The organism is Eisenbergiella porci (genome assembly GCF_009696275.1).
In the GTDB taxonomy this organism is placed as follows: domain Bacteria; phylum Bacillota; class Clostridia; order Lachnospirales; family Lachnospiraceae; genus Eisenbergiella; species Eisenbergiella porci.
The window spans coordinates 193881-211505 of record NZ_VUMI01000001.1 but is presented as its reverse complement, the minus strand read 5'-3'; the positions used below and the strand labels follow the sequence as shown (position 1 = coordinate 211505).

The following is a 17625-nucleotide window of genomic DNA, read 5'->3' as shown; positions in this document are numbered from 1 at the left end:
AAATCTGTTCCTTGGCACACTCTATTGTATATTTTAGCACAGGAGAAAAATAAAGTCTAGTATTATTTCCTGTTTTGAGTAAAATATTCTTATGGCTGGTAACAGTCCGGCACCGTCCGGGCTGTTGCCAGAGAATGGCAGATTTTTTTCTGACACAGATAACGGCACAGGAAAGGAGCGGAACATGGATCCGGAAGTGAAGAGTACGGCCCTGAAAACTTCAAAGCGGGAAGAGGAAGCGTATCTTGCCAGAACGCTGGCAGTGGTTCACGACAATGTGGAAAACTACGGCAGGGAAGTGGCACGCATGCAGGCCAACATCGATGAAATGCTGGAGCATTACCACGATAACGATGCAGAGGTTTACACGATCCTGAATAATACGATTACACTGCATGATCACATGAAGCGGGCGCTGGCAAGAAATGAAAAGGCCATGAAGAAACCATATTTCGGCAGAATCGTTTTTCGTGACGAGGCGCTTAACAAGACCGAATCCCTCTACATCGGCCGCGGCGGGATATCGAAGGATACCACCCACTGGATGGTAGTGGACTGGAGGGCGCCGGTGGCAAATGCCTACTATGAAAACGGGCTGGGAAAGTGCAGTTATCCGGCGCCGGACAGCGGGCATAATGCACGCAAGCGCATAAAAATCGACCTGAAGATGAAGCGAACCTATGAAATTGAAGACGGAAAGCTTCTGGATTATTACGATTCCGAGGTGGTTACCAATGACGAGCTCCTGACTAAATACCTGGCAAAGAACAAGCAGGCGGTGCTGGGAGAAATCATAGCGACCATCCAGAAGGAGCAGAACGACATCATCCGTAAAACGCCCCACCACAATGTGATCGTACAGGGCGTGGCCGGTTCCGGGAAAACAACGGTAGCCATGCACCGGATTTCCTATATCCTTTATAACTACCAGGAACGGTTCCGGCCGGATGACTTCTATATCGTGGGAAGCAACCGGATTCTGTTAAATTATATCACCGGCGTGCTGCCGGATCTGGATGTGTACGGAATCCGCCAGATGACAATGGAACAGCTTTTTGTAAGGCTTCTGTACGAAGACTGGGATGAGAAGAAATACCGCATCCGGGAAACGGATAAGCTGGGGAAAACCGGCTGTGTCCGTGGTACCTCACAGTGGTATGGCGAGCTGGCGGACTATTGCAGGAGATTGGAATGGGAGGTAATACCGAGAGAAACCATTTACCTTAATCCCAGGCAGTTTGTGGAAGGCCTGCGTGATGGAAAAGCAGGCGTATACGATGAGACGGAGGGCAAACCGGCCAATCCCAAAGATCTGGTGGAGCTGATGTCCAGGGACGCGGTGGAGCGCTACATCAGGCAGAACCCGACGATATCCGTCCAGAGCAAAATCGACATGCTGAACGAACGTCTGCTCAATAAGGTGAAAGAGGAGTTCCTTGGAAAAGGCGTGAAATATACGGAAAGCGAACGAAAGGCCATAACCCGCGCGTACCGCTCCAGATACGGCGCCAGGGTGTGGAAGCGTTCCATTTATGATATATACCGGGATTTCCTCACGAAGCAGGCGGCGAAGGGATATGAGGTGGAGATCCCGGAAAAGGAATTTGATGTATACGACCTGGCGGCCCTGGCTTATATCTATAAAAGGATAAAAGAAACGGAGGTAATCAGCGAGGCGCACCACGTGGTAATCGACGAGGCGCAGGATTTCGGAATGATGGCATACTGTGTCCTGAAATACTGCATCAGGGAATGCACTTATACTATTATGGGGGACGTGTCCCAGAATATCCATTTCGGCTACGGCCTGAATGACTGGGAAGAACTGAAGGAGCTGCTTCTTCCGGAACCCCAGGACAGCTTCGGCGTATTGAAAAAAAGCTACCGGAACACAGTGGAAATATCGGAGTTTGCAACGAATATCCTGCATCATGGACGTTTTTCCAGCTATCCGGTGGAACCGATTATCCGTCATGGGGATCCGGTGAAGATGTCCGAAGTCACGGATACCGCCCTGCTGATGAAAAATGCGGCCAAGGTCTGCAAAGACTGGCAGGCGAAAGGCTTTGACACCATTGCAGTGGTATGCAGGAGCCGGGAGAAGGCTGCTGCGGCGGCCAGAGAACTGGGAAAATATATTCCCATCGTGGAAAGCGATTTGGAGAAGGCTGAATTCAGCAGCGGAATCATGGTCCTTCCTGTGGAATATACGAAGGGACTGGAATTTGACGCAGTGCTCATCCTGGATCCCACCAGAGAGGAATATCCTGTGGATGACGGACATGCAAAGCTTCTGTATGTGGCGGCGACCCGTGCGCTCCATGAGCTGTGCGTGCTGCACCAGGGGAAACTGACAGGCCTGATAGCGGATCCTCTGCCGGCTGAAGCCGCCAGGAAAAACGGCGGAAGAAACCTGCCTGAACAAGCAGGGCAGGCGCCTGGTGTGCAGCCGAAAGATAAGCTGAGAAAACCCGCATCTGCAGGGACAGTCCCCAGAAAGCGGATATCCATTGTAAGAAATACGGGCCTGGAAGAAAAACAGCAGGCAAATACGGGACTGGCAGAAGGGCAGCAGCGAAATCCGGCCCGGCCTTCGGTTTCATCTCCGGAAAAACGGGAAAGTGGAAGCATCAGCAATGCTTCAGTAAGGAGCTTGCCGGATACAGGAAGAAAAGCGTCCGCAGGCATACAGAACAATGGCAGCACAAACGGAAGCCTGCGCCCTCCCTACAGCATTCCCAAGGCTCCGGCCCGGCCGGCTGCCAGTAAGAATACAGGAAGAATTGATTTCGGGGATATGCCAGCTACTGAAAAACTGCGGCCTGCCGGACATTCCAGGATTGATCTGGCAGTCAGGTGGGTGAACAAGCGGCCGGACGGGCTATATCTGCAGAGCCGGTATGGCGTGCTCCGCCTGAGTCCGGTGGGAAGCGCCATTGTGCGTGTCACCTTTACCAAAGGCATGCAGCTTGCGGAGGAAACCAACCCGAATATCGCGGTAAGGAGAATCGAAAAGTCCTGGAAATACAAAGAAATGGGAAATATCGTGGAAATGACAACTGATGAGCTTTGCCTTCAGGTAGATAAATCAACGGGAGCGATACGTTATCTGACCCGGGATAAAAATCTGCTTCTGTCGGAACGGAGTAAAGAAAGCAGACAGATAGAAAGCGGCTCCGGCCCTGTGAACCGGGCGTGGCTTTTCCTGGACTGGCCGAAGGGGGAAGCGCTGTATGGGCTTGGCGCGGGAGATAAACCAGGCATCAAGCTGCGCGGCACTGCAAGATATATATCCCATGATGGCGGAAACGAACTGCCGCTGCTTCTGTCGGATAATGGCTACGGCATCCTGGTTGCCACGAATAAACCGGTTATCTGCTGCGATATTTCAGTCTATGGTTCCTATCTGTGTGTGGAGGACGAACAGCAGCTGGATTACTATTTTATTGGCGGAAAGAAACAGGTGACAATAATGAATGCCTATGCTTATCTGTGCGGCAGACTGTAAGGGCTTTGGCTGCAAAGCATGAAACTGAACAAATTAATGAAGCCGCCAGGAAATCCCGCCGCAAAATGGCGGATGCTGGTTGATGATTGAAGTAACAGACGGCAGTATCCTGGAGGATGTGAAAAAGCTGATTGATGTCCGGATGGGAAGAAAATAATATCATGGCAGGCGGTCCATTTCCGCCTGCCTGTTTGTTGTTTTATACTGTGCAGTTCACAGAAATTAGGCAACATTAACGTAAAGACTTTTAGGGCTAATAAATAAATTAACATGCAAAAAATAAAATTGAACAACAAATATGCAGTAAAACTAAATTATTATAGGTAAATAAACAATTCTTAAAAATTTATTAATTTTTTAGTGACAAGCATTTAAAATTAGTGCATAATTTGTTTGTTATTGTATGGTGAAATATTTTTTCACCATATAAGACAGAGCAGCCGCTGCGTGGTATATAAGCACAGACAGAAAAGGAAAACAGCGCCAGGCAGGCTGAATTTAAATAAATGGAGGGTTCATTATGGAGAATAAGTACTATGAAATGAATATCGCCGGCTGTATCAGGAGACTGCCCCGTATCCGTATCACGGACAATATGGAGATTGCAAGTTTTGTGCTTCTGGGAGATGCGGAGCTTGTGGTAAAGGCATCTGCCGAGCTGGTGAAAAGAGTGCCGGAGGTGGATTACCTGATTACTGCTGAGGCGAAGGGAATCCCGCTTGTTCAGGAAATGGCACGTATTCTTGAAATGAAACGTTATTTTGTGGCGAGAAAGAGCGTAAAGCCCTATATGATAGATCCGTTTGTAACGGAGGTTTATTCCATTACCACGCAGAAAAAGCAGATTCTCTGTCTGGACAGAGAGGAGAGCAATATGATCCGCGGTAAGAGAATCCTCATCGTGGATGATGTTATCAGTACAGGCGAATCCCTGAAGGCCATGGAATCCCTGGTAGAAAAGGCCGGCGGTATCGTTGCCGGTAAGGCGGCGATTCTGGCGGAGGGTGACGCTGCAAAGCGTAAGGACATCATTTATCTGGAGTCCTTTCCGGTATTTCCGGTGACAGCATCCAGATAAAAAAGGTGCATCGGAGGGTGTTTCTTATGTTTGCCGTCCGGTCTGCACAGCCTGCATAATTTCCTGCGCATAAAAAGTGCCCTGTAAAGGTTTTGCAAACCGGTGTATGGGGCACTGAAAAATTGAGGAGAAAATAAGTGGATTACGTAGTAAATGATATCAGTTATAAATATACGCCCGATGGGAAAGAGGTTCTTAAGAAGGTAAGCTTTACGATAGAAAAAGGAAAGGTTACCGCAATTGTGGGACCCAGCGGCTGCGGAAAGTCCACGCTGGTTCAGATTTTCAGCAAGGTCATTCCCAAGCTGATCGGCAACGGCGAGCTGCAGGGAACCTTTGATGTGCCGGAAGGAACCTTTGTCAGCGTGGTCAGCCAGTCTCCGGAGAACCAGCTTTTCGGTTACGGCGTGGAGGATGCCATTGCATTCGGCATGGAGAACCTGGGACTGCCTCAGGAAGAAATTATGGAACGTATGGAATATGTCCTGGATCTTCTGAATCTCCAGTATCTGAGAAACCGAAGCGTGGCAAATCTCTCAGGCGGCCAGCGGCAGGCGGTATGCATTGCCTCCGTACTGGCGATGGAGCCGGATATCCTGATTATGGATGAACCGGTAAGCTCCCTTGATCCCAACGGCAAAAAGATGGTGCAGAGTATTCTGGGCCAGCTGAGCATTAATGGAAATACAACGGTTCTCGTAGACAATAACCTGGTTTGGTCCGCGGGAATTGTGGATCATGTGATCGGCCTGCTGGATGGAGAAGTAGTATTTGACGGCAGCAGGGATGATTTTTTCAGGGATTTCGAACTGCAGGAGCGTCTGGGGGTCATCATCCCTCAGGAAGTGGAAATATACCGGGAGTTATCCCGCCATTTTCCCGGCCTGGACCTGTTCTACACGGTGGAAGAGGGAAGAAAGCAGATTGAAAAACTGATCTGCAGCAAAGAGTTTGCCAATACGGAAGTCAGCGAGGAGGAAAAGGAGCCAATTATCACGGTGCACAATCTGGGCAAGACCTTCAGCGACGGCTTCCATGCACTGATCGATGTGAATGCAAATGTAGCCAAAGGAAAGGTGGTTGCCATCCTGGGACAGAACGGTTCGGGCAAAACCACCTTTGTAAAGCATCTGAACGGCCTGTACAAGCCTACGGAAGGAGATGTGCGCTACAGGGGAGAATCCATCATTCATAAGACCGTGGCTAAAATTTCCAAAAATATAATTCTGGTATTCCAGCATCCGGAGCATATGCTTTTTGAGGAAACGGTGGAAAGAGAGCTTACCTTCTGCGCGCGTATGCAGCAGGTGGATTTTTCCGAAGAGCAGATTACGGAGGTGCTGAAAGCATACCACCTGGAGGAGGAACGGGAGATCTTCCCGCTGAATCTTTCCATGGGGAAAAAGCACATGCTGACTATACTTTCCGTCCTTTTTTCAAGCGCGGATGTCATTGTTCTTGATGAGCCTACCCTGGGTATGGATGGTTTCCTGATAAAAGAGCTTGCGGATATGATCAAAAGGCTTTCTGGGGAAGGAAAGACTGTAATCATGATCAGCCACGAGATACCGCTTGTGTTTAAAACGGTGGATGAGGCCATCATTTTGAATCAGGGGGAGAAAATTTTTGAAGGATCCAAGGACGCGCTGGCCCGCAGAGATGATATTTTTGAAAATATCAATATCCAGCTGCCGCCGGTGGTACAGCTTTCCAAGGAACTGGGGCTGGATGAAATCTGCTATAATGTAGAGGATTTCGCAGCCGGGGTTGTGGAAAGGAGCCGCTTAAAATAGGACTTTGAAAAGAAATAGATGCCCGTTTTGCGGGCGTAAGGAGTGTTGGAATGGATTATTTACAGTATGTAGATGCGGACTCCCTGCTGCACAGGCTGGATCCCAGAACAAAATTTGTATTCTTTCTGGTCATGGCGGTTTTGACCAGCGTAATCAAGTCGGGAGTGGCGCTGCTTTTCCTGTTTGCTTTTTTTATAGCGATGTGGTGTACCTGCAGGATTCAGAAGTATATTTTGGTGCTGGCGGGGAAGCTGAAGGTGCTGCTCGCCTTTATTTTTCTTTTGTGGCTGATTCTGGGGCTGTTTGAGACTCCGGCGGTTCAGGGCGGTCCCATATTTTTTGAAACAATGATTCCTTTTGTGAACGGGCAGAGTATTCATTTCTGTTTTGACTGGTATGATTTGTATAAGGGCGCAGTGTATTCCCTGCGTATTTTCCTTATGATTTCATCCTTTTATACGGTGCTTCTGACCACCAACTTCAGTGAAATCATTCTGGGACTTCAGAAATGGAGAATATCTTATGCGCTGGCCTTCGGCATCGGTTTGATTTTCCAGATCATTCCCATGATCATTACCGAACTGAATGCCATTATGGAAGCACAGAGCTCCAGAGGGCTTGAGATTGAGGACTGCGGCTGGGTGACCAAGGTGAAGAATTATGTGACATTTTCCCTGCCCCTTTTATTCCGTGTTATCAGCAAGGGACAGGCGATTTCCCTGGCAATGCATTATTATCAGCTGAATTTCGCCGTCCGCAGATCTACCTATAAGGGGATTAAGGCGACCAAATATGACGCATTATTTGTAGCGGCCAATGCGGTGGCTATAGCGATTACGATTGTACTTCGGATGCAGTTTTATATTCCTGTTTAAAAACAGGAGGTTAATAAAGCATGCTGCCCCAGGCAGCAGAATGGAGGACGTATGATTAAAAAATGGGAGAACATGACAAGAGATGAAATCGCAGCCCTGGACAAGGATAAGTCCATTGTCCTTCTGCCCACTTCCGCGACAGAGCAGCACGGAGCGCATCTGCCGGTAGGCACGGATGCCATTATTCTTTCCACGCTGGTGGACAAGATGGTAAATGAATGCGAATTTGAAGCAGGAAACCTGATTTTTGCACCGCAGCTGAATGTGGGAAAGAGCAATGAACACATGGGCTTTGCAGGAACGATTACCTTCGGAACCCAGACCTATTATTCCCTGCTCCATGATATTGCCACAGCAATTTGCGCAAGCGGTTTTAAGAAGCTGGTGCTTTTCAACAGCCATGGCGGCAATACAGATATGCTGAATATGATCAGCCGTGATTTGCGTATTGATCTGGGGCTGGATGTATTCGTATTTGACTGGTGGTTCACGCCGTTCTGGAACGAGGGCCTGCAGGGGCTTCAGCAGTCCGGAAAGTACGGTGTTTTCCATGCCTGTGAACTGGAAACTTCCCTGATGCTGGCGGCAAGGCCGGAAACCGTACATATGGAACTGGCTGTGGACGAGGAGCCTGCGGACTGCTTTAAGGGGGAGAAGTATGTAACTGTTTTCGGTCCCATCAATGCGGGCTGGAAGACAAAGGATGTTACCAACAGCGGCGTAATTGGCGCACCTACCTATGCCACTGCGGAAAAAGGTCATAAGCTTTTTGATTACGCGTGCAAAAAGCTTCTTGATATATTAAATGAAATTGCAGACATAAACTACTAATTTTTACCTATGAGGAGGAGTAAGAAGTGACTAAAAAATTTTCATTTGTCAACATCATTTTCTTTGTAGTATTTGGTGTTCTTACAGGTGTGCTGTGGGCTTACCTGTGCCCGATCCCGCTGATCCCGGGCGCTGTTCATTTCAGAACATTCGCATTCATCATCGTGGTCATCGGCTATCTGTTCGGACCCGTAACCGGCTTCTTTGCGGGATATATCGGAACCATTGTATGGGCACTGCTTTCCGGAAACTTTATTCCGCTGCATTCCCCTCTGGCGGACGGCATCACAGTTGGCCTTTCCGCAGCGCTTCCGGCCCTCATCCATACGCACAATGGAAAGAAGGATCTGCTGAAGCTTATTGAGAATAAGGGAAAATTCATCGGCGTCAGCCTGTTCTGGAGCATCCTGTTCGGCGTGCTGATGATTCTGACCACAAGTATTTCCCTTTCTTATTTTACCGGTCTGGAATACACCTACTGCATCATCTGGATTGGTATCGCAGACGTAGTGCCGATCGCGCTGACACCTTTCGTTGTCCTGCTGCTGGCAAAGAGAATGAAAAATATAAGAAATATTGTACCTTATATCTAAAAATCCGGGTTAAGGAAAAATACGCGTAAAACATTTGGCCGCCTCTGACATTTTTGTCAGAGGCGGTTTCTTTGCTTACTCAGCCTGCCTGCCAAGCTGTCCATAAATATTCTGGGCGTCCAGAATATGGTAGGGGTCAGTCTGATGATCTCCGGCAGCGCCTGCGGTGACAAGGATATATTCCCTGTCGTTGATAAGGGCGAGGCTGGCCAGGCACAGGCCGGCTTCGCTGGTGTAGCCGGTTTTTCCGCCCAGGATTTCACCGCCGGGGACAGAAGCGCTGTCCAGGGACTGGAACATGGAGCTGGTAAAGGTGATACCGTCCGGGTGGATGTCGCTTGGGGAGGTGGTGTAGCGGCTTGTGGTGAAAACCTTCCGGAATTCTTCATTGCCCAGGGCGTATGCAAGAAGGAGGAAAATATCCTCCGCCGTGGAGTATAGGCCCTCTTCATGCAGTCCGGTGGAATTGGCAAAGCGTGTATTTTTCATGCCAAGTTCTTCTGCCTTGCGGTTCATTAGTATTGTGAAGGCTTCCTCAGAGCCGGATATGGCGTTGGCAAAGGCCAGGCAGCATTCTGCGCCGGAGGGAAGAAGTATGCCGTAAAGCAGATCCCTGCCCTTTACGGATTCGCCGGGCTGGAAGCCCGCTACGGAGGCGTGTCTGAAATATAATTCAGAAAAAAGCTCCTCGGGAAGCCCTATTGGCTGATCCAGATCCGGTGTGTTTTCAATGGCCAGCAGTGCTGTCATTATTTTTGTCAGGGATGCGGGGTAAATACGTTCCGATGCATTGCGGGATGCAAGTATGTCTCCGGAATTCAGTTCCTTCAGGATGGCACAGGGGCTGTACAGCGTGTCCATAGTTACGGCCGGAGAAGCAGCCTTCGTCTCTTCTGTGGAAATAAGGGAGGAGGGCGGAGCGTTGTAGCTTTCCATGCCAGAGCCGGTAATGGCCGGAAGCAGGCAGAATTTAACCGCTGCGGCAAAAAGAAGGATAAAAATAAGGCTGACAAGTGCTGTGACCTTATGTGCCGGGCTCATCCTGTGCGATTTTTTTCTCCGCCTCCTGCGTCTGCGGGATGTATTTCTGTGGTTGTAATTGACCTCTCTCATAAGTATGGCTGCCTTTCTTCATGGATTACAGAAAAGTGTAAGGATCCTGATAACTGGACGCTTACAGGCATCTGCGCATTATTTGTAACCTCGATGGGACTGAACGGTTACTATGTTTATTGTAATGAGCAGATGCCTTTCGTGCTTTAACTTTCCATTGCTTTTTTCCTAAGCTTTCCTGAGAAAAACTTAAGATTCTCTTATCAGCGGGGCAGGGTGACCCGGAAGGTGGTCAGCTCCTGCGCACTGTCCGCCGTAATCGTCCCGCCATGCAGTGTGATGATTTCCCGCGCGATGGAAAGTCCCAGGCCTGCGCCGCCGGTGTTGGTGGCCCGGGCGTCATCCAGACGGAAGAATTTGTCAAAAATGGATTGAAGCTTTTGTGGCGGGATGGTTTTTCCCCGATTTCGGAACAATATGGTGACCTGGTCCGGCAGATATTCCGTCATGATTTCGATGGCCGTATCGGGATAGCTGTAATATACCGCATTTTTTAGAATATTGTTAAAGACTCTGGCCAGCTTCCCTGGATCGCCGTACAGCCTGCTGTTTTCATCCGCCAGCAGGCGGATGGTATTGCCATGGGCGGTAAGCACCGGATAGAATTCATCGGTGAGTTGGACGAGCAGGTAATAAAGATCAAAGGTTTCCTTCTCAAGAACGATCTGCTGCAGATTATAACGGGTGATTTCAAAAAATTCATTGATAAGCTTTTCCAGACGGTTGGCCTTGTCCAGAGCGATATGGATATAGCGGGCTTTTTGTTTTTCAGGCATATCGGGGGCTTCGTCCAGAAGGCTCAGATAGCCTATGACAGAGGTGAGGGGAGTTTTCAGATCATGGGCAAGATAGGTGATCAGATCATTTTTTCTGGCTGCCTCCTCCTTCATGAGCTGTTCATGGCGCAGCATGGTGGTTTTTGTCTGTACAAGCTGTGTTGAAATGCCTGCATATTCCGGGGGGAAGATATCGTTTACATCCTTTTCCTGCGCCATATAGCTGCGGATCATAGCACCTGTTTCCTGCAGGGTGGCGCGGATCTTTTTGGCGGCGTAGAGCCGGGAAATGAGAAAAACAGAACCGATCCAGAGGATTACCAGGGCGCAAAACACCCGCAGCAAAAGGATTTTAAGCGAATACCAGTCTGGCTCCCGGACGATGCCTTCCTGACCCGCTTCGTTTAAATAGGTGCTTCTTGTGATCATATAATTCCGGCTGAACCAGTCAAGAAAGCTGCCATTAAATACCCTGTCCACCAGAAAATATAAAAGATAACAGAACAAAAGGCCGGCGATGACGGCACAGACGAATTTCAGGCCGGCAGAAAATTTACGCTTCAATTTTATATCCGCACCCCCAGACCGTTTTGATATATTTGGGATCTTCAAAAGAATCCCCCATCTTTTCCCGCAGATGGCGGATATGGACAGTGATGGTATTGTTGCATTTGCTGTAATATTCGTCCTTCCAGATTTGGCGGAATAAATCCTCCGCGCTCACCACATTTCCTTTCTGGCGGCACAGGATGCAGAGAATGGAAAATTCCGTGGGCGTCAGGGAAAGCGGTTTTTCATTCAGCGTACATTCATGGGTTTTGGCATTTAAAACAAGTCCGGAATGTGTGATCAGATCCTGGGGTTCCTCCGGCCCGGCTCCGGTATTGTAGAGTTTATAACGCCGCAGCTGCGCTTTTACCCGGACAATGAGCTCCAGCGGGCGGAAGGGCTTGGTAATATAATCATCGGCCCCGAGGGTCAGGCCGTTTATTTTATCAATTTCTTCCCCTTTGGCCGTGAGCATTATCACCGGATAGGTATACTGTTCCCTGATTTCACGGCACAGCTGAAAGCCGTTTTTTTTCACTCATGTAAATGACCTCCCGTCTCAGTCTTAATATTATCAGAAAAAAAGGTGTTGAAAATGATTATTTTCCTAACAAAATATTAAGATTTTTACACAGGAGGCCTTAATGTGCATTTATGTATCACGATGCGTGGTATTTGCGGCGTAGACCTATACGGTTACGGTATCCAATGCGGACCCTTCCGAGGCTGAAAATGTGGTGCTGACGGATCCGGTTCCCGGAAGCCTTATGGGCGTGGAATTTTCTGCGGACGGCGGGACTGTATTCAATCCCTGGACCGGAAGCCTGAACCTGGGCGTATTGGCCGCGGGAAGCTCCCGGACCATTCTCATCCGCGGGACCGTCATGGCGGAAGCTGCGGGAAGAATCGTCAATACGGCGCGTGTGGTCTCTTCCACACCGGATCCCCGGCCCGAAAACAATTTATCAACCGTTGTTTCAGGAATCTTGACTCCCAGATGCCAGGCGCCTGTGGATTTGGTAGGCTCCGTGGCTTTGCAGGAAGCGGCGCTGGCCCGGATGCAGGAGTTTATTGGGATAGAAGGGGTAACGACGGAGGAGCTGTTCCGGCTTAACAGGTCGGTGGCAAACCTGGTGGGAACCATTACCAGGTATGAAAGCATTTTGCAAGCCAAGCTGCAGAATGTTTCCACACAGATGGAGGACTGTGCACTGACTGAGGAGATATAACGGGCAGAACCGGTTCCTTCCTTAAAACGATATTAATATGACATTTGCACAGAAACCCTGGTGTGCACCGTGCATTGATGCGGACTGCGCACCGGGTTTTTTGCGTCTGCGAAGGCTGTCTTTGGGGCTGCGGTTTGTATCGTCTGCGCTTTTATGATAAGATGAGACGTAAAGCCGGCGGAAACGGTTGGGTTTTGACTTATGGGCCGCAGACGGAGGGGCAGGAGAACAGGATGATACGGATAGACGATCAATGTGCATGTGAGCAACATCCGGGCAAAGCTGCGCTCGGCAGGCGCCGGGGACTATATTTCCACTGTATGGGAAACCGGATTTAAGCTGACAGAATAACATTTAATACTTTCTTTATCTTTTCTATGCGATTTCTCTATCTGTTTCTGAGATAGTAGAGGTATCGTAATTGACGGCAGACTGGCAGCTATAGATAAATTTTCACATCAGCTGTGAAGGCACCGGAAGGTTACGGGATATCAAAGAAGGAGGACAAGGGCGCTTTCTAAAGTTTATGGGAAAAAAAGTGCGGTGGATGAATTGTCGATGACGGCCCATGAGGGTGATATTTACGGATTTATAGGAAAAAATGGAGCCGGAAAATCAACGGCGCTGAAGATGCTGTGTTCGCTGGCGGCTCCCACGTCGGGAGAGATTGCCATATTTGGAAGGCCGGTTACGGACAGCGTGTCCAGAAAAAGGACAGGGATCCTGATTGAAAGTCCCGGCATTTATCCCGGACTGGGCGCGGAAGATAATATGATGCAGAAGGCGGTCTGCCTGGAGAAGAGGAAAGAGGCGTCTGGGGATCGGAGGAAGCGCTGCGCCGGATTTTTTCCAACCTGCTGCAGAATGCGTTGCGTTACGGAAGCGGGCGGCTGGAAATTAAAAGACAGGGAAACAGGATCACGTTTACCAATCCCGTAAAACAGCCGGAAACACTGGGAGGAAGCGCTGCCGCGGCGGTGGAAACCGGGCAGCTGACAATTATCCTGGAATTCAAAGCCCCGGGAAATTTGTGATATTTGCCTTCCGGTACTGCCCGGGAGGCATTCCTGTATATTTGCGGAAGGCCCTGTTTAAGTGGAATTCGTCATAGAAGCCGAAATTGACAGCCACCGTCTGCAGCTTTGCCTCAGGATAATCCAGGAGGAACTGCTGGACCATATGCATTTTTTCTTCCATCTGGTATTTATAGAAGGTTTTTCCATATTGGAGCTGAAAACGCCGGTTCAGCGTCCTGGCGCAGATGCCAAGAAGATCCGAAAGCTCCCCCACGGTAAAGAACTTCTGTGGATTTTGGGCTAGCAGGGAAACGGACCGCAGCAGTATTTCATCATGACAATGCGCTTCCTGTCCGCAGCATTCCTCCAGCTCCAGAAGCAGCAGTTCAAACAGCGTGTCCAGCTTCCGGTCCCGCTGGAGCGCAGGCTCATGCCAGATGGAGACAAGCTCCTGAAACAGCAGCCTTACCCGCGGCCGGCCGCCGCAGTGAATCAGAGGGGGAAGAAGCGCGCCTTCGGAGGGTGTTTCCTTACCGCATTGGAAGGTATCCTTATGTCCGGCGCCGATATGGAAGTATATGGTCTGCGTCCCGGGGAGGCAGTCCCTGACGCCGAAGTGATGCTGTCCGGCGTGCAGTATGAGCACATCGTCGTTTTCCATGAAAAAGGCTTCCCTGCCCTGGAAGATTTCCCATTGTCCATTTAGCATATATACAAAATCGTGCTCCTGCATGACACGGTCCGGATGGAGACAGCCCTGGGCATAGTAAATATAGCTTGCCGCGCTGATTTTCCTGGGGGATCCGAAGCTGTAAAAGGGCATCCGCAATCACCTTCTTTTTTTAGTATGAGTCCATAATATACATTTTTATTCCTCTTTGTCAATGGACGTTGGCGGGAGGATTTTTTATACTATAGAAAACCGCGGCAGGACAGACAGGTCTGCGCCGTAAGGAATGGGGAAAGGAAGAATGAAGGATGAAAAAATTAAATGTAGTGCTTGTGGGTCTGGGCTTTGGAGGGGCGTTTGTCCCGATTTATAAGGATCATCCCGCCGTAGGGAACATTGGGATTTTTGACACGGATACCGGGCGGATGGAGGAATTCGCCCGGACGCACGGCATTCAAAGGCAGTATCACAGTTTTGATGAAATACTGCGGGATAAGGAAGTGGATGCGGTTCATCTGGTAACGCCGATTCCGCTGCATGCCGAACAGACGGTGGCCGTGCTGGATTCCGGAAAGCACTGTGCCTGCACCGTGCCGATGGCGACATCCCTGGAGGATCTGGAGCGGATTACCGCCGCGGTGAGAAGAAGCGGGAAAAAATATATGATGATGGAAACCACGCTTTATACCAGGCAGTTCTTTTATGCCAGGCAGATGCTGGAAAACGGGGAATTCGGTAAAATTCAGTTTCTGCGCGGCTCCCATTATCAGGATATGGCGAACTGGCCTTCCTACTGGATGGGGCTTCCCCCGATGTGGTACGGGACCCATGCCATCGCGCCCATGCGGGTTATGGCAGGATCGAGGATACAGAAGGTGCATTGCTTCGGCTCCGGCACTATGGAGGAATGGCTTACCAGACAGTACCAGAACCCGTATCCTGTGGAAACGGCAATCTTCTCCTTTGAAAACGGGCTGAAGGGGGAGGCTACAAGGACGCTGTTTGAAACGGCCAGGGTTTATCAGGAGGGCATGTTTATTTACGGCAGTGAAGCGAGCTTTGAATGGGGCTTTGCAGACGATGATGATCCGGTGATTACAACCGCGCAGAGGGCGGAGGATGGAAGAAGAGGCGGAACCACGTCGGTGGAGGCGCGGGTGATGCCCAACTTTTATGAGATGCTGCCCAGGGAAATCCAGAAGCATACGGTAGGCGGCAATTATGATCCGCTCAATCCCCAGGATTCCCTTATCAGCGGCGCGGCGGGCGGCCATCACGGGTCGCATCCCCATCTGGTGAATGAATTCCTCAAAAGCATTCTGGAAGACAGGAAGCCTGCGGTGGACGAGGTGCTGGGAGGCAATATTACCGCGGCGGGAATCTGCGCGCATATTTCTGCCATGAAGGATGGGGCGGAGGTTGTGGTGCCGGAGTTTTAAAGCCTGAGTTTTATATGGTAAAATAGCAGTTGCAAATAACAATAATTTGACGTATGGTGCCGTAATTTTTTTACGGCACCATATTGCTGCTTTAGAAGAAAAAGGGTATACTGAGGTTATCAGGTTTTTAGGAAAGAAGGTAGCTGATATATGTTAAAGAGATTTGAAGTGACAAATTATAAAAATTTTAAAGAAAAAATTATGATTGATTTCAGTAATGTTGACGGCTACCAGTTTAGTACGGACTGTATAACTGAACAGCTAATCAGCAAGATGATTATCTATGGCAGAAATGCGACCGGTAAAACCAATTTTGGAAAAGCACTATTAGATATCAGGGATAATTTGGCTTTAGTAAGATTTGTAAGAAACCAGGAAGGAAACTATTTGAATGCTGATTCGGCAGAGGAATATGCAGAATTTGCCTATACTTTTTTATTCGATGGGGATGAGTTAATTTATAAGTATAGAAAAAGGTCAGAAACAATTTTACTGGATGAAGAATTATTGCTGAATGGTATCCGATGTTTCTACTATAATTTTGATTCTTTGGATGCAGATTTTAGTAATCTCAAATATTTAGATGCGGATACTGTTATAATTGAAAGATATATGCAGTCAATGGCATTACCTGAAGAAAATGAAGGTTCGGTTTCCATGTTACCTTTTTTAAGATGGTTAATAAATAATACGGCATTGCCGGGCGATTCTGTTTTATTAAAGTTAGACGACTTCATTAAGCGTATGGTAATGATTACTGTAGGCAGTTCCATGATGAATGGACCTCGCAGAATGAATGAATCGTTTTTAGAAATGCTGACTGACAATGATGCATTGAAAGACTTTGAAGAGTTTTTAAATATTATGGGGATTGCGTGCAGTTTGGTAATAAAGCAGCTGCCGGACGGACAGAATCAATTGTATTTCAAACATGAGCAATTATTGCCTTTTTATGAAAATGCATCGAGCGGTACTATCGCTCTTACTAATCTGTACCGCCGTTTTGAAATGGGAAAAACAGCTACTGTAATGTATCTTGATGAATTCGATGCTTTTTACCATTATGAAATGTCTGAAAATATCATAAAATTTTTAAAAAAAAAATTTCCGCAGTGTCAGATTATAATGACGACGCATAATACAAACTTAATGACAAACCGGTTTATGCGGCCGGATTGCCTTTTTATATTGTCCGGCAGCGGAAGTCTAACTGCATTGAGCAATGCTACTGTAAGAGAATTAAGAGAAGGACATAATCTGGAAAAGATGTACATCAGTGGGGAATTCGAACGATATGAGTAATTATGATTGGTTTAGACCCAGACAGCGTCGTCAGCACTTGTTTATTGTGGGATTTGGATGATGTTATTGTTTATGGAACAAATATTTATCAGCTTTATTTGGATATCAACAGAGAATACGAAGATGATTGGGAGGAGGTGGATTTACCATTTATTGTAAGTAAAAAGAAGGGATATAAAACACCGGTTCGTAAAACCGATTTTATTAATATAGTGCTGGTATTTGATTACGGACGTCATGATCCTAATTTTTCTGAAGAAAAGATATTGAAAATGCAGACATATTTTGTGGATTCGGCTGACGCGGGTCAACTCTATTTGAATTATCCTATGATTGAATCGTATCAGCATCTGCTGGCTATTCCAGATAGCGATTATGCAGACAGAAGTGTTCCGGTAAATTTACAGCCAGGGCTACAATATAAAAACCTGGTGACTGCTGAGTATAAAAGAAACAAATTTCTTGTTGGAGCAGATTGAAACTATTTTATCTGTTGTAGTGATGGGCAGGAGCCTGGTTACCGCAAAGTATCAGTTGGCGGATACTTTGCAGCAGTGTGGATATCTTTCTGCAGGTTTAGCTTACTATAGATATACAAGATATTTGTTTGTTCATATCATTCGTCATAATATTTGTAAAGCGAATAAGATACTAAGAGGAATGTATGAAATCGAATCCGGTTTACTGAAAGATTGCTTTATCTCATTAGATTTAAAGGAAATTCTTAGAGTGCAAAATAATGTGAGCCGGGATAAAGAGCAGGGCTTTATTTGGGTGTTGAATACATATGTGTTTTTTATACCTGATTATAATTTTCAGTTGTTAGAACAGGATGAATATAAATTGTAAAGGA

Annotated in this window: 17 protein-coding genes and 2 pseudogenes; 15 read left to right on the top strand and 4 right to left on the bottom strand. The window is 47.9% G+C overall.

Annotated features, from left to right (window positions below; genetic code table 11):
• Window positions 1-184 precede the first annotated feature (184 nt).
• The 7 genes from FYJ45_RS00985 (at window position 185) to FYJ45_RS00955 (ending at window position 8678) form a co-directional block, all read left to right on the top strand.
• Window positions 185-3508, top strand: coding sequence for an ATP-binding domain-containing protein (locus FYJ45_RS00985; RefSeq protein ID WP_195841593.1), 3324 nt, complete (start codon window positions 185-187; stop codon window positions 3506-3508).
• Window positions 3509-3560: 52 nt separating this feature from the next.
• Window positions 3561-3665, top strand: coding sequence for a DUF3788 family protein (locus FYJ45_RS32495; protein ID WP_276890953.1), 105 nt, complete (start codon window positions 3561-3563; stop codon window positions 3663-3665).
• Between the two features lie 363 nt (window positions 3666-4028).
• Entirely contained in the window at window positions 4029-4586 is a 558-nt protein-coding gene (locus FYJ45_RS00975) for a phosphoribosyltransferase family protein (RefSeq protein ID WP_021638669.1), read from the top strand.
• A gap of 137 nt (window positions 4587-4723) precedes the next feature.
• Window positions 4724-6379: an ABC transporter ATP-binding protein gene (locus FYJ45_RS31635; protein ID WP_321170196.1), complete on the top strand. Its 1656-nt coding sequence runs from the start codon at window positions 4724-4726 to the stop codon at window positions 6377-6379.
• Between the two features lie 50 nt (window positions 6380-6429).
• On the top strand, window positions 6430-7254 hold the full coding sequence (locus FYJ45_RS00965) for an energy-coupling factor transporter transmembrane component T family protein (RefSeq protein ID WP_021638667.1): 825 nt from the start codon (window positions 6430-6432) through the stop codon (window positions 7252-7254).
• 51 nt (window positions 7255-7305) lie between these two features.
• On the top strand, window positions 7306-8085 hold the full coding sequence (locus tag FYJ45_RS00960) for a creatininase family protein (RefSeq protein WP_021638666.1): 780 nt from the start codon (window positions 7306-7308) through the stop codon (window positions 8083-8085).
• A 26-nt stretch (window positions 8086-8111) separates the two neighbouring features.
• Complete coding sequence (locus FYJ45_RS00955) at window positions 8112-8678, top strand: hypothetical protein (protein WP_021638665.1); 567 nt, start codon at window positions 8112-8114, stop codon at window positions 8676-8678.
• Window positions 8679-8753: 75 nt separating this feature from the next.
• Here the strand turns inward: FYJ45_RS00955 and FYJ45_RS00950 are convergent, their stop codons facing one another.
• Window positions 8754-9719, bottom strand: coding sequence for a D-alanyl-D-alanine carboxypeptidase family protein (locus FYJ45_RS00950; protein WP_235930466.1), 966 nt, complete (start codon window positions 9717-9719; stop codon window positions 8754-8756).
• A gap of 48 nt (window positions 9720-9767) precedes the next feature.
• On the opposite strand from FYJ45_RS00950, the gene FYJ45_RS29360 reads away from it, so the two are divergent.
• The gene (locus tag FYJ45_RS29360; RefSeq protein WP_162162471.1) at window positions 9768-9941 is read left to right on the top strand and encodes a hypothetical protein; all 174 of its coding nucleotides are present in this window, start codon (window positions 9768-9770) and stop codon (window positions 9939-9941) included.
• A gap of 53 nt (window positions 9942-9994) precedes the next feature.
• Here FYJ45_RS29360 and FYJ45_RS00945 read toward each other — a convergent pair whose 3' ends face one another.
• Both FYJ45_RS00945 and FYJ45_RS00940 read right to left on the bottom strand, forming a co-directional pair.
• On the bottom strand, window positions 9995-11131 hold the full coding sequence (locus FYJ45_RS00945; protein ID WP_154463048.1) for a sensor histidine kinase: 1137 nt from the start codon (window positions 11129-11131) through the stop codon (window positions 9995-9997).
• Window positions 11121-11645: pseudogene (locus FYJ45_RS00940) on the bottom strand (response regulator transcription factor); the annotation flags it as partial. The gene FYJ45_RS00945 and the pseudogene FYJ45_RS00940, both read right to left, overlap by 11 nt.
• 169 nt (window positions 11646-11814) lie before the next feature.
• Here FYJ45_RS00940 and FYJ45_RS00935 point away from each other — a divergent pair.
• The 3 genes and pseudogenes from FYJ45_RS00935 to FYJ45_RS00925 form a co-directional block, all read left to right on the top strand.
• Window positions 11815-12345, top strand: a pseudogene (locus FYJ45_RS00935) (DUF11 domain-containing protein); the annotation flags it as partial.
• A 255-nt stretch (window positions 12346-12600) separates the two neighbouring features.
• A complete protein-coding gene (locus tag FYJ45_RS32490; RefSeq protein ID WP_288909410.1) occupies window positions 12601-12696 on the top strand; it encodes a helix-turn-helix domain-containing protein in 96 nt (31 codons plus the stop codon).
• A 192-nt stretch (window positions 12697-12888) separates the two neighbouring features.
• A complete protein-coding gene (locus tag FYJ45_RS00925; protein WP_276890905.1) occupies window positions 12889-13284 on the top strand; it encodes an ATP-binding cassette domain-containing protein in 396 nt (131 codons plus the stop codon).
• A 72-nt stretch (window positions 13285-13356) separates the two neighbouring features.
• On the opposite strand, the gene FYJ45_RS00920 is transcribed toward FYJ45_RS00925, so the two are convergent.
• Window positions 13357-14184 (bottom strand): helix-turn-helix domain-containing protein, encoded by an 828-nt coding sequence (locus tag FYJ45_RS00920; protein ID WP_154463047.1) that lies wholly within the window; start codon window positions 14182-14184, stop codon window positions 13357-13359.
• Window positions 14185-14339: 155 nt separating this feature from the next.
• Between FYJ45_RS00920 and FYJ45_RS00915 the strand changes: the two genes are divergently transcribed.
• The 4 genes from FYJ45_RS00915 (at window position 14340) to FYJ45_RS00900 (ending at window position 17621) form a co-directional block, all read left to right on the top strand.
• On the top strand, window positions 14340-15470 hold the full coding sequence (locus FYJ45_RS00915; protein ID WP_154463046.1) for a Gfo/Idh/MocA family protein: 1131 nt from the start codon (window positions 14340-14342) through the stop codon (window positions 15468-15470).
• A 150-nt stretch (window positions 15471-15620) separates the two neighbouring features.
• Window positions 15621-16772, top strand: a complete 1152-nt coding sequence (locus FYJ45_RS00910) for an AAA family ATPase (RefSeq protein ID WP_154463045.1) — start codon at window positions 15621-15623, stop codon at window positions 16770-16772.
• 2 nt (window positions 16773-16774) lie between these two features.
• Window positions 16775-17251: a hypothetical protein gene (locus FYJ45_RS00905; RefSeq protein WP_154463044.1), complete on the top strand. Its 477-nt coding sequence runs from the start codon at window positions 16775-16777 to the stop codon at window positions 17249-17251.
• Window positions 17238-17621 carry a hypothetical protein gene (locus FYJ45_RS00900; RefSeq protein WP_154463043.1) on the top strand — a complete coding sequence of 128 codons (384 nt, stop codon included), beginning with the start codon at window positions 17238-17240 and terminating at the stop codon, window positions 17619-17621. The genes FYJ45_RS00905 and FYJ45_RS00900 overlap by 14 nt, the downstream gene beginning before the upstream one ends.
• Window positions 17622-17625: the final 4 nt, after the last annotated feature.